Consider the following 12,976-nt stretch of genomic DNA (forward strand, 5'->3'; position numbering starts at 1 on the left):
TATAAAAGTACGTCTTAATAAAAAACCATTAGTTTGAAAAGATTATACATACAATAAAAAAATCTGCTCCTGGTGAGCAGATTTTTCAACGTTATTTATCGATTAAATAGTAGAAAAAATATTAGGCTTTCTATTTCTTAATGGGTTTGTTTGTTCGATAGCATACCCAACATTTAAAATTCTACCTTCTTTAAAGGCAGGACCAATAATTTGGAGACCTATTGGTAAATTTCCTTTAAAGCCGCAAGGAACTGAAAGGGCAGGTAAGCCTGTTAAGTTACTTGGACCTGTAAAACGAATAATATTATCAATCAAATCTACTTTTTTGCCATTTAGCTCAGCGAAATCATCACCAATGGTATTTGCCACTACAGGTAGAGTAGGGGTAATAAGCACATCTACTTGATTAAAAATTTCGTTAAACTCCTGCTTAATTTGACGACGTACTTGCTGTGCCTGTAAGTAATCAACTGCAGAAGGTAGTTCCCCTAGTTCAAATAATAACCGGATATCGTCTCCGAAATCTTGAGGTCTCTTTTGTAAATCAGAATGGTGTATAGCTGCTGCCTCAGAAAGGGATGTTACAAGCTCTGCCCATTCTGCATATTGTAAGGATGGAATTCGCACTATTTCCACTTTAGCACCTTGATCTACTAAACTTTGAATGCTCGCTCGAACAGCCTTTTCTATGTCAGCATCTACGTCTTTAAAGAAGTATTCTTCATTAATGCCGATGACTAAATCCTTACTATTACCTGAAATTTGCTGCACATAATTGTCAGTAGGTACGTCTATGCAAGTAGGGTCTCGATGATCAAAACCAGAAATGACTTCCAGCAAGCCTGCTGCATCCTTTACTGTCTTTGTCATTGGGCCGATATGGTCTAAGCTCCAAGCAAGTGGGTAACAGCCATATTTACTTACACGACCATGTGTAGGCTTTAAGCCAACGATACCACAGGCAGAAGAAGGGATTCGAATCGAGCCTGCGGTATCCGTTCCTAGTGAGGCGACACTTGCGCCTGCTGCAACAGCGGCACCAGAGCCACCACTAGAACCACCTGGAATTTTATCTAAATCCCAAGGGTTGCGAACGGGTCCGTAATGAGGGTTATTATTAGTAATTCCCCAAGCATATTCATGCATGCTTAATTTTCCAGTGAAAATAACACCAGCGTCACGAAGTTTCTCTACTACTGTTGCATCATAATTAGAAACGAAGTCCTTATGAATTTTGGAGGACATCGTTGTAATTTTATCTTTAAAATATAAGTTATCCTTTAGGGCCATCGGAATTCCGTGATACATTCCTTTATATTGCCCTTGGAGAATCTCTTTTTCTATTTCATTTGCTTGAGACAAGGCTTCTTCTTGATAAAAGGCCATATAGGCATTAATCTTAGGCTGGCTTTCCTCAGCAAAATCTAGAATAGCCTTTGTAAGCTCCACGGGAGATAAAGCCTTCGATTGTAGTAAAGGCGCCAGTTCTTCAACGGATTTTAAATGTAAATCAGTTGTCAATGTGATCACCTCCAGGAATGCTACGTACAGCGATATCTGCGTCATCAATCGCAATACCTTCTAGATGGCTACGAAGTGACTGCATACCTTCCCAGCGTGCTTTTAATCGTTCAAGGTGTTCAGGTTTCGGTGTAATTCCTTTGTTCTCCAATAATTGTTGAATAGACAAGCTCATTAACAAGATCCTCCCTTGAATGGTTTTATTATCTAAATAGGTTTCCCCATAAAGACCAGTATCGTCAATCACAAATAAATATAATAGGTAAGATAATCCTATTATTACAATCATACACTAACAATAGTTTATATCAAATAAATAATTCTAAATAGAAAGAATATTATGAAATTAAAACTATTTAATAGATATGAATAAAAGCTTACTACTTGGAAAGGGATACCCTGAATTCTAGTGCTAGAGCTTGCTCTTTTTACATGCGATTCACAGTCTATTTACAATTGAAGCGTACAATGAACCATAATAACCAATTAAAGAGGTGCAAGCATGGAGTCAGCTGTGGAACAAAATATAAAAACGAATAATGTTTTTTCTTTATTAAAATATTTATACGGGCAACATCAACAAAATACGTTATATATGAAACGTTTAAAAGCATTGAAGCAAATTATTCAACAAGGTTCTTTACATACATACTTTCAGCCTATTGTGGATTTACAGACAGCACAAACAATTGGATTTGAAGCTTTAAACCGTCCAATATCCTCGGAATTGTTTACAAGTGTCGACCAGTTTTATGAGTTTGTAGGACAAACAGATTGTGTATTTTTATTTGAATGTTTTTGTAGAAATCTTTCTTTACAACGTTTCAAGGAACGTATGCACAATGATTTGATGGATAAAAACCTTTTAGTGTTTCTTAATATACATCCGAATGTATTATTAGATAAAAAATATCATAGTGGGGAAACGCTACAATTATTAAAGGAACTCGGCATTAAGCCACAACAAGTAGTTTTTGAATTAACGGAGCGTAGTGCTGTTATAGATTTTGTTGAGTTTGAACGTGTATTATCACATTATAGATCGCAGGGCTATCGTATTGCGGTAGACGATGTTGGCTCAGGCTACAATAGCTTGAAAACACTTATTTATTTAAAGCCAGAATTTATTAAACTAGACCGTTCATTAATTCAAAGTATTGATCAGATTAGTGAGCAGCAGCAGCTTGTTACATTGCTAATGAAATATGCCGAGCAGGCCAAAACTAAAATTATTGCTGAGGGAATTGAGAGACAGGAAGAGCTTGAGTATCTACATCGTATCGGTATTCACTATGCGCAAGGTTATGCGATAGGAAAGCCCGCAAAGGAAATACATTTAGGAAAAATAAGGGTGGGTGACCATGAAGATTGGGGAAGTCATTGAAAAGGTTCCATGTATTGATGAATATGTGAAAAATAAAGAAGTAGATGTACTTTTTACGAGTAATCCTTCATTACGTAGTGTTGTGGTAGTTCGTGATGAAAAACCTATTGGGCATATTACACGTACACATTTCTATCAAAAAATAGGTACTCAATATGGCTATCATTTATTTATGGGACGGCAAAATCAATTAATCATTAAAGAAAATCCTTTAATTGTAGATCGGAATATACCGATTACTGAGGTTAGTACTCAAGCAATGTCTAGACCTCCGGAGGATTTATATGATGATGTGATTGTCACTAAAAAAGACCTATATTATGGAATGGTTAGTATAAGGGAGCTTCTGTTAAAGCTCGTCGATACACAGGTGGCCATTGCTAGCTTTTTGAATCCGCTAAGTAGTTTACCAGGTAATAAATTAATCAATGAAAAGCTTGAGGAAGCCTTAAAACTTCCACAATATAGTTTAATATATTTCGATTTAGATCATTTTAAATCCTATAATGACACCTATGGCTTTAATAAAGGCGATAAAATCCTACTATATTTAACAGATATACTTAAAAGACATATATGTGAGGTAGATGATTTTTTAGGGCATATTGGTGGCGATGACTTTGTAGCGATTTTGCCCTATTATGATGCTGCTTCGATTTGCCAAAGAATTATTGATGATTTTGATGCTAATATTTTGAGTTTTTATGAATTAGAGGATCTTGAATATGTGCAGGTAGCCAATAGAATTGGAAAACTGGAGCCATTAACATGCACTACTTTATCCGTTGCAGTTATTACGAATAAATTTCAATATTTTGGCTCCGTAGAACAATTATCTAATGCGGTGACACACGTGAAAAAACAGTGTAAAAAAATTACTGGAAGCTGTTATTTGATTAATACACAAGAAACCTACTTCGTTCATTAAACGATGTAGGTTTTTGTTAATGTTGGGGGATTTTGGGGTATTAATTTTGTAATCACAGGGATCGTAACCCATTAAAGTGATGATGTTGTCACCAATTGAAGCATGGGAGACTAAAATATTTTAAAGAAGTCTCTTTAAAATGATCGTTTTACGTTTTGAGGGCATAATGAATAGCGACAAATCGTTTTTATTTTATGAAATTATTAATCTTAATAAAACATACTTGAATTATAGGGATTATAGGTATATAATTCGATTACATTATTATAAAACACCTTAGGAGGCATTCCATTGTCGAATTTACAAATCATTCTTAACGTAGCAGTTCTGCTTGTGTTCGTTGGAATTTTATATGTGATGAATAAAAAACACGTCAAGTTTTCGAATCGTGTTTTTGCAGGTCTAGGTTTAGGGATTTTGCTTGGTCTTGGACTTCATTTTATCTACGGTATTGATTCTGAAGTTTTAGCTAAAACAACATCTTGGTACAATATTATAGGTACTGGGTATGTTAAATTATTACAAATGGTAGCGATGCCATTAGTATTTATATCTATTCTCATTGCCTTTACAAAAATGAAAATTGGTAAAAATTTTGGGAAAATGGCTGCTCTTATTTTAGCTATTTTAATTGGTACGACAGCTGTTTCGGCAGCAGTAGGTATTCTTTCTGCAACAGTATTTGATTTAGATGCAACACACATTTTACAAGGTGAAGCGGAGACAGCACGTGGCCAATACCTTGAGGAAAAAACGACTGGCTTAGCAGCACCTGATTTACCAACACAAATTGTTGAGTTATTCCCAGCCAATCCATTCTTGGATTTAACAGGAGCTCGTTCAACTTCAACAATTGCTGTCGTAATTTTCTCAGCATTCCTTGGCTTTGCTTATTTACGTGTAGCACGTAAAGATGAAGGAACAGCAGCAACAATTAAAAAAGGGTTAGATGCTATTTATGCCCTTGTCATGGGTGTTGTAACAATTATTTTACGTTTAACACCGTACGGAATTTTAGCTATTATGGCTCGTACTGTCGCAACATCTGATTTCGGTGCCATCTATAATTTAGGTAAGTTTGTGATTGCCTCTTATGCAGCTTTAATAATTGTATTTTTAGTACACTTGTTAATCTTGACATTAAGCGGATTAAACCCAATTACGTATGTGAAAAAGTCTGCGGAAACATTATTATTCGCCTTTACTTCACGTTCAAGTGCGGGTACTTTACCGATGAATATTAAAACGCAAACAGGTCGTCTTGGGGTATCTGAAGGTATCGCCAATTTCTCAGGTTCATTTGGTTTATCAATTGGTCAAAATGGCTGTGCTGGTGTATATCCTGCCATGCTAGCAATTATGATCGCACCTACAGTCGGTATTAATCCACTTGATCCTGTGTTCATTATTACAGTTATTGCAGTAGTAGCAGTTAGCTCATTTGGTGTAGCAGGTGTTGGTGGTGGTGCAACATTTGCAGCGATCCTTGTATTATCAGCTCTTGATTTACCAGTTGCCCTTGCAGGTGTATTAATCTCAGTTGAGCCTTTAATTGATATGGGACGTACAGCTTTAAATGTAAGTGGTTCAATGACAGCTGGTGTTACAACAGCACGTGTTACGAAAGAATTGGATACAGAAATGTATAATAATAAAGAGTTAGGTGCTCAAGTAGCAGACCTATAAGATAGAAGAACCCCCTTTAAAGGTGAAACTTTAAAGGGGGTTGTTTTTATATGATCTTTACATAAAAATCTTTACCATTGATTATTTCAGTAATTTCAATATTAAAGTTTTCTTTATAGTACTCAAAAATATTGTAGGCTAAACCGGAGTGTCCATTTAAATATGTTCCTTTTTTAATCTCCTTACGAGGGTTATGAAAATCAAAATATAAGCGGGAATCCCTACTCATAGTCCTTAAAATGGCTAGAAATTCTTGTTCTTCGATATGAATGCCACGCGTATAGCTACACTCTCGGCGATACGTATCATGAGCAATATTTATCGGAGAAGCTTCAAAAATTACTTCGATTTGTTTCTTCAAATGTGACAGCTCCTTTCGAAATGTGATCAAAAAGTTAGCTACAGACAACCTAATTCATAATACTAGTATATAATTGTCGGAAAATTATAGCAATTAATATCTACCAATCTTGTTGCTGTATTTCCTCTGCTATAATTTGTAAATCATAGGCATTGATTGTCAAAAGTGAATAGTCATGAGACTCCATAAATTTTTCTGCCAGACGTTTGATATATTTTGGAGAGCCTTCATTTTCTTCATCATAAATTAATAATAGACCATCTGTATTTTGAATAATAAATTTATCCTTCTCAATAAATTGCCAAGGAGCCTCGTACGGTTTTTTCGTAATGCTTGTGACGAAATCTGCTCGGGCAATTATGGTTTGATATTTTTCCTTTTTATGGTCCTGCCAATTTTTCTCTTGTTCTAAAAAGGGTGTGATAACTGCATATTTTAAATGAGGAAATTCCTTTTTTAGCGTCCATACAACTTCAGCACTCCAAGATTCTACACCTTGTTGGCCGCTAATAATCACCCATTCGAGCCCTTCATCAAGTAGAAGACGTAGACGGTTTTCCAATGCCTTTTTAATGATACTAATCCCAGGATGTTTATCGTTAAAAATACCAAGTTCATGTGGCTTATAGCCTGTAATCATTATACGCGTTAACAAGAAAATGCCCCCTAAGCTGTATGGTTGTAGTAATAGTATACAGTAGGGGGCAAGGAAAACGAATGCCGATATTATCGATTAAAATGCAATAGTGTTAAAATTACTGCTACAGCCGCACAAATACCTAAAAACCACCACGAGTCTGTAAAGTCTTCTTTAGAGTCACTATTCATATGAAATAATTCCTTTCGTATATAGTAGTTTGTAGGAGTCTTACTTCACCTGACCGGTCCACGACCAATTCGTCCATACACGTAAGACTGTTTCAAATGGGCCACGTTTAAATTTCTTTAAATAGGCAAGGCTGAGGACACATTGTAGGCTGTAAACAACGATACCGAATAAAATACCGCCAAAGACACCTAACTTGCCATATAATCCGAGACCATAACCGTAAAAAACAGTTGTACAAATAATAGTTTGTAGTAAATAATTGGTTAAAGATAATTTTCCCACGCTCTCGAATGCAGGAGCAAGGAGTTGTACAGGGCGTGTTTTATAGAGTAAAGCTGCAAGGCTGACATAGCCAAGTGCTAATAGTTGAGATCCGCCCATCAATAAGATGGAAGAAAAATCACTTTCTATAAAACTTACACTTTTACATGCGAGTCCTATAGGAACTAGGAGTGCCCCTAGCTTATACCACTTTACTTCCTCGTCCATTTTCGTAAAGGCTTGCTTTTTAGCGAGTGCCATACCGAAGAGGAATAGGGGAGCATAAAACATTGGCGCAAAAATTAATACAATAAAGATGAAGGAAGGGTCTTCCATTCCAGGTACTTCTGCATTTGCTCGGAAATCAAAAATTTCTAAGTAGCTTCCATTAGCATAGACATCATTTGCTTGTTCAATGTAAGTATCTAATTCCTTTTGTTCCTTTTTAGTTGCCTCCATAGAACCGTATGTTAAAGCCGTCGTAAGGACAAATAGAATACCCGCCCATATAAACAAAGTTTTGGGTTTACGATTAATAAAGGGAATTAAAAATAAAGTCATACAGCCATAAGAAAAAAGAATATCGCCTTCCCATAAAAAAATGGAATGGAGTAAACCGAGGGCAATTAAACCAATTGCCCGACGTAATACAGACCAGCGGCTTTTATTTTTTTTTCTTCGAATGGATTCAATTAATTTAATAAGCGAGAAGCCGAATAAAATAGTGAAGATTGGCATAAAGGAGCCTTCAATCACAATCTTTACAAAATATAAAGCTCCATTATCTAAGGTAGAAAGATTTTTTAATTCATCTTTGCCATACATCCCAAATTGGAATATCAGCAAATTCGCCATTAAGATGCCAAATAAACTAAACCCACGCATTGTATCAATGAAAGTAATACGATTAGTTGTCATTGCGTTTTATCTCCTTAATTGGTTATCTTATACATAGAATAGTTGAGGAAGCTTATGGTGAAATAATGACTACCTTAAAGTAATCTTAAAAGTAGGTGAGGATATGCAGAAAGCATCCATATTAGTATTAGAGGATGAACGCGCGATAGCTGAAATGATTGATATCATTTTAAGAAAAGAAGGAATGACAAGTATTACAGTATGTAACACGATAGAAGCAGCGAAATCCGAGATTTATGCTAAAACATTTGATTTTTATCTTTTAGATATTATGCTGCCAGATGGTAGTGGATTAGAAGTGGCTCATATTATTCGGGAAAAAAGCGATGCTCCTATTTTTTATTTAACAGCTAAAAGCAGTGACGCCGATAAACTTCGGGGTTTTATGAATGGTGCAGATGATTATATTACAAAACCATTTAACCCACTGGAACTTGTTGCAAGGGTGAAGGTACAGCTAGCACGTTATATGAAGAAAAAGCAAGTCACAGAAAATCATCTTTTTACATGTAGCCGTTTTACATTCGATATTGATGCTGCAGAAATCACTGTGGATGGCGTAAGGGAAATCATTAGTGGCCGTTTGTTTCATTTATTGAAATATTTATGTGATAATGCGGGGCAAGTTTTATCTAAGGAACAAATTTACGAGCGTGTATGGGGAGATTGTTTATTTGATGATAATACAGTAATGGTACATATTCGAAAACTGCGAGAAAAAATTGAAAAGAATCCTGGAAAGCCTACCTGTATTATAACGGTCAGAGGTATTGGCTATAAGCTTGTTGGGGATGTTTCTCCATGAAGCCAGCAGGGAAATTAACGCTTCGTTTTGTATCTTATTTCATCATATTTTATTTATTAATTATTTCAGGCTTTATTATGAGCTTGGTATTTTTTGCGATCTTTATTAATGATCGTGTAGGAGACAACATTCATGTCATGAGCTCCTTTGAAATTGAGGATGATGCTGTCGTCGAAAAAGGAGAATCCATTAAAATTGCCGATTATTTAGTAAAACGTGCTGAGGAAAATGCAGGACAACTTTACTTATTTGATCAGTCGATGACCATTGTAGATTATACAGGGGAAAGATGTGAACTATGTGGAATGCCTGATAGCGAAATTTTTGCATTAAAGCAGCCGGGTATGCATACATGGGAACTCCCAAAATATTATTTGTTATTTCTACCTATTTCTCCTGTTCAGCCACTATTTGAGGAGGCTCTTGATAATTGGTTAGCCACAGGAGCGATTTCAGAAGTGACACTACAGCGTTTAAAGGAACATAAAGCTAGTGTTGAAATTTATGATACGGAATGGAACCGAACAGACATTGTAGGAAAGCGTTACGAAGAGCTGAAGAAGCCGCAACTGGTTGAGGAGAAATACGATATTTTTGAGCATGGGGAACTTAAGCAAAGCACGACCTTAGCGGATGATTCCACATTTGTTGTCCGCATGCCGAATCCATCCTATAAACCGTTCGAAGAGCCTTTCAATAAGGCAATGATTTTATTTGTTTCTATTTTCTTTGGTGGGCATATTATTTTATTACTGGGCGTTATCTTTTTATCGATAAGTATTTCGCGACAATTTGTACGACCACTTGTTTATGTCATATCACGTATTGAGCGACTTACCCAATTTGATTACAGTGATATAAGTGATAAGAAAATCCATCATAAGAAAACAGGGAAATTGAAACGGAAATTTAAATTATTTCAGCCTGTAGAGGAGTCCCTAAACCATTTATCTGAGCGGCTTGATTCAAATGAAAGGCAAATTAAGCAATCAGAGCAGTTACGTGAGGAGTGGATTACAGGCTTATCGCATGATTTAAAAACGCCTTTAAGTTCTATTTATGGCTATTCCACAATGCTTGCCTCGGAGGATTATGAGTGGACAAAGGAAGAGATGCGTATTTTTGCACAAACGATGCAGGAAAAGGCAACGTATATGGATGCGCTTATACAAGATTTAACGTATACGTATCAGTTGAAAAATAAAGCTATACAGCTGGATAAGGTATTACTGCCTTTGACAACATGGTTAACACAATTTGCAGATGAACAGGTAAGCGTAAAGGTTTATGGTGATGTGATGCTGCAAGCAGATGAACTTTTACTCAAGCGGATTATGGATAATTTAATAACCAATGCAAAGAAATATACACCTGTAGGCACGAAGGTGATGGTGGAAGCGCAACATACTGGTAAAGAAGTGATGCTAACTATTGCTGACCATGGTCCTGGCATTCCTCAGGAAGAGCTCGATAACCTATTCGAACGTTATTATCGTGGAACTAACACTACAGATGATACAGCAGGGACAGGGTTAGGACTAGCCATTACGAAACAGCTCATTGATCTCCACAATGGCACCATAAGTGTACGTTCAGATCGTGCCGGTACGGTATTTATTTTAAAATTTCAATGTCATTAAAAAGAGGTATCAAAATTCACTTTGATACCTCTTTTATTATTGTCTATTTTTATTGCACCGCTCAGCTGGGCGCTCAATTTTTACATAACGCCATAGGCTATTAGCGATATCGCGGGCTTCTGCGACATGTTCTGTTCCAACGAATGCTTTACGGAAAGGTGTAAGAAGTGATTCGATAATAAAGAGCTTTGGATTTTCGCGTTGAAGCTCTTCTAATAAGAATTCCGCATACTCCAAGCCTTCCACTGTTTCATTGTTCGTTAATCCTTTGGCAAAGCCATGTAATTGATCAATGACCATATCTTTTGTAACGGTTTTATAATTCACTACATTTTGAATTGTATTGATCATTTCAACGCTAACGATGATTTCTTTCGATTCAAGCATCGTAGGTATAATAACGCTAATATTGCGCAATGCTACACGTACAATGGCTTCTCGATTGATATATTTATTATAATCAGCAATAAAAACTGCGCGCAATGTGAGGTTAATCATTCCAAGTGTTTGCACAGCACATTCATAGCTTATTGGGCTAATTTCTTCACCAAAGACTTGAACAAGTCGATTTGCTAACCATTCTAATTCCTGTAGGTGGTAGTTAATAATAATTTTTTTCAGTTCTTTATCTCTTGAATGGAAGATTGATTCAAAAATTTGAATTAAATTATGTTCACGATTGACGTACATGAGAACAGCGACTTGCTGCGTTAATACTTCTAAATCTGTAGGATCTTTCCCGTAAATAAGTTCATGTCGACGATTACTTGCTTCCTCACGTCCTTCATCTAAAATTGCGATTAAGCATTCGTTCTTCGAAGAAAAATGATTGTAAAACGTCCCCTTTGAAATTTTAGCATCATGGATAATGTCGTTAATCGATGTATCTAAAAATCCTTTTTCAATAAAAAGTGCGCGTGCAGCTGTAATAATCTGTCTTTTTCTTTTGTTCATGACCTCACCTTTTTTAAAATATTATACTCTTATTCTACACTAAAAACGCTGATATATCAACGTTTATAAAAAATATAAACTTATTTGTTGAAAAAAGTAGACTACGAGTATAAAATAAGTTTTATCGAAAAACACAAGAAAGAATTGAGGGATATAAATGAATAGTGAGCAGACAATGAAGAAGCCCCCTTATGGCATGATAGCTATATTATTTGTGGGTGCTTTTGTTGCTTTTCTTAACAACACATTGTTGAATGTGGCACTACCAACAATCATGAAAGATTTTGGGATCACATATTCAAAGGTACAATGGCTCGCAACAGGTTATATGCTAGTAAGCGGTATTTTAGTTCCTGCTTCAGCATTTTTTGTGACACGCTTTAAAAATAGACATTTATTTATTGCGGCAATGTCCATCTTTACTATTGGTACAATTATGGCAGGCTTCGCTCCTAATTTTGACATGCTATTAGCAGGTCGTATGGTGCAAGCAGCCGGAGCATCTAGTATGTCACCATTGTTAATGAATGTTATGTTAACTAGCTTCCCGAAAGAGAAGCGTGGGGCAGCAATGGGGATCTTCGGTTTAGTTATGATTATGGCTCCAGCAATTGGACCGACATTATCAGGTTATATTGTTGAGCACCATGATTGGCGTATGCTTTTCCAAATGATTATTCCATTTGCGATTATTAGTTTATTATTTGGTGTTTGGAAATTAAGAAACGTGATGGAGACACGTGAAGTCCACTTAGATTTCCTATCAGTACTTTTATCAACAGTTGCATTCGGCGGTATTTTATACGGCTTCAGTACAGCAGGAGATAAAGGCTGGTCAAGTCCTTGGGTATATGGCACAATTTCAATTGGCTTTATTGCCTTAATTATTTTCATCATTAAACAATTAAAAATGGATCAACCATTATTGGAATTACGTATTTATAAATACCCAATGTTTGCATTAGGGTCTGTTATCTCTGTTATTGTTTCGATGGCAATGTTCTCAGGGATGATTTTAACACCGGCTTACGTACAATCTATTCGCGGTATTGAACCATTTGAAGCTGGCTTAATGATGCTTCCAGGAGCGCTTGTAATGGGGATTATGTCACCAATTACTGGTAAGCTATTCGATAAGTTTGGTCCACGTATATTGGCCATTATCGGATTAACGATTACAACAATCGCTACATTCGGTTTAACAAAATTAGAAATTGATTCAAGCTATACATTTATCGTATCGATGTATACAATTCGTATGTTCGGTATGTCGATGGTAATGATGCCTATTATGACAAACGGTTTAAACCAATTACCACAAATTATGAATCCACATGGTACAGCTATTAACAACACATTACAACAAGTATCAGGAGCAATTGGTAGTGCGATTTTAGTTACATTCATGAATAATCGTACAAAAGCCAAAGCTGAAGAATTAATTGTCGAGGCGAAAGCAAATGCGGCACAAGCAGGTGCAGCACCTACCGCAGAGCAAATGCAACAAATGCAAGATCAAATTATGCAAACTGCTTTATTAGATGGGATTACACACTCATTCTTAATTGCAGCTGGTATAACAGTGATTGCAGTCGTGCTTGCATTCTTCTTAAAACGCGTAAAGGTTGAAAGCGCAGCAGCTTCAATGGATTTGAAAAAACCAACTAAATAATGGGAAAAACTCTCTAT

12 protein-coding genes are annotated in these 12,976 nt (G+C 36.1%); 6 read left to right on the top strand and 6 right to left on the bottom strand.

Annotated elements, in window-relative coordinates; genetic code table 11:
• Positions 1 to 102: 102 nt before the first annotated feature.
• Together AC1Q6O_RS00130 and AC1Q6O_RS00135 are read right to left on the bottom strand one after the other, a co-directional pair.
• Positions 103 to 1,521, bottom strand: a complete 1,419-nt coding sequence (locus AC1Q6O_RS00130) for an amidase (RefSeq protein ID WP_090002377.1) — start codon at positions 1,519 to 1,521, stop codon at positions 103 to 105.
• Complete coding sequence (locus AC1Q6O_RS00135; protein WP_090002379.1) at positions 1,511 to 1,696, bottom strand: hypothetical protein; 186 nt, start codon at positions 1,694 to 1,696, stop codon at positions 1,511 to 1,513. Before AC1Q6O_RS00135 ends, AC1Q6O_RS00130 begins: the two co-directional genes overlap by 11 nt.
• A 327-nt stretch (positions 1,697 to 2,023) precedes the next feature.
• Here AC1Q6O_RS00135 and AC1Q6O_RS00140 point away from each other — a divergent pair, with 327 nt between their 5' ends.
• The 3 genes from AC1Q6O_RS00140 (at position 2,024) to AC1Q6O_RS00150 (ending at position 5,519) form a co-directional block, all read left to right on the top strand.
• Complete coding sequence (locus AC1Q6O_RS00140; protein WP_089987070.1) at positions 2,024 to 2,905, top strand: EAL domain-containing protein; 882 nt, start codon at positions 2,024 to 2,026, stop codon at positions 2,903 to 2,905.
• A complete protein-coding gene (locus AC1Q6O_RS00145; protein ID WP_008179576.1) occupies positions 2,883 to 3,833 on the top strand; it encodes a GGDEF domain-containing protein in 951 nt (316 codons plus the stop codon). Before AC1Q6O_RS00140 ends, AC1Q6O_RS00145 begins: the two co-directional genes overlap by 23 nt.
• Positions 3,834 to 4,124: 291 nt before the next feature.
• Positions 4,125 to 5,519, top strand: coding sequence for an L-cystine transporter (locus tag AC1Q6O_RS00150; RefSeq protein ID WP_008179575.1), 1,395 nt, complete (start codon positions 4,125 to 4,127; stop codon positions 5,517 to 5,519).
• Between the two features lie 46 nt (positions 5,520 to 5,565).
• Here the strand turns inward: AC1Q6O_RS00150 and AC1Q6O_RS00155 are convergent, their stop codons facing one another.
• The 3 genes from AC1Q6O_RS00155 to AC1Q6O_RS00165 form a co-directional block, all read right to left on the bottom strand.
• Complete coding sequence (locus AC1Q6O_RS00155; RefSeq protein WP_036222931.1) at positions 5,566 to 5,880, bottom strand: hypothetical protein; 315 nt, start codon at positions 5,878 to 5,880, stop codon at positions 5,566 to 5,568.
• 100 nt (positions 5,881 to 5,980) lie between these two features.
• Positions 5,981 to 6,520, bottom strand: coding sequence for an SLOG family protein (locus AC1Q6O_RS00160; RefSeq protein WP_170844185.1), 540 nt, complete (start codon positions 6,518 to 6,520; stop codon positions 5,981 to 5,983).
• Positions 6,521 to 6,748: 228 nt separating this feature from the next.
• Positions 6,749 to 7,888, bottom strand: a complete 1,140-nt coding sequence (locus AC1Q6O_RS00165; protein WP_089987072.1) for a DUF418 domain-containing protein — start codon at positions 7,886 to 7,888, stop codon at positions 6,749 to 6,751.
• 103 nt (positions 7,889 to 7,991) lie between these two features.
• On the opposite strand from AC1Q6O_RS00165, the gene AC1Q6O_RS00170 reads away from it, so the two are divergent.
• On the top strand, positions 7,992 to 8,693 hold the full coding sequence (locus tag AC1Q6O_RS00170) for a response regulator transcription factor (RefSeq protein WP_008179568.1): 702 nt from the start codon (positions 7,992 to 7,994) through the stop codon (positions 8,691 to 8,693).
• The gene (locus tag AC1Q6O_RS00175) at positions 8,690 to 10,333 is read left to right on the top strand and encodes a sensor histidine kinase (protein WP_492400855.1); all 1,644 of its coding nucleotides are present in this window, start codon (positions 8,690 to 8,692) and stop codon (positions 10,331 to 10,333) included. The genes AC1Q6O_RS00170 and AC1Q6O_RS00175 overlap by 4 nt, the downstream gene beginning before the upstream one ends.
• 36 nt (positions 10,334 to 10,369) lie before the next feature.
• On the opposite strand, the gene AC1Q6O_RS00180 is transcribed toward AC1Q6O_RS00175, so the two are convergent.
• On the bottom strand, positions 10,370 to 11,287 hold the full coding sequence (locus AC1Q6O_RS00180; RefSeq protein ID WP_008179565.1) for a TetR/AcrR family transcriptional regulator: 918 nt from the start codon (positions 11,285 to 11,287) through the stop codon (positions 10,370 to 10,372).
• A gap of 157 nt (positions 11,288 to 11,444) precedes the next feature.
• Between AC1Q6O_RS00180 and AC1Q6O_RS00185 the strand changes: the two genes are divergently transcribed.
• On the top strand, positions 11,445 to 12,959 hold the full coding sequence (locus tag AC1Q6O_RS00185; protein ID WP_008179562.1) for a DHA2 family efflux MFS transporter permease subunit: 1,515 nt from the start codon (positions 11,445 to 11,447) through the stop codon (positions 12,957 to 12,959).
• Positions 12,960 to 12,976: the final 17 nt, after the last annotated feature.

It is taken from the genome of Lysinibacillus sp. GW823-FHT06C08 (assembly GCF_058795135.1).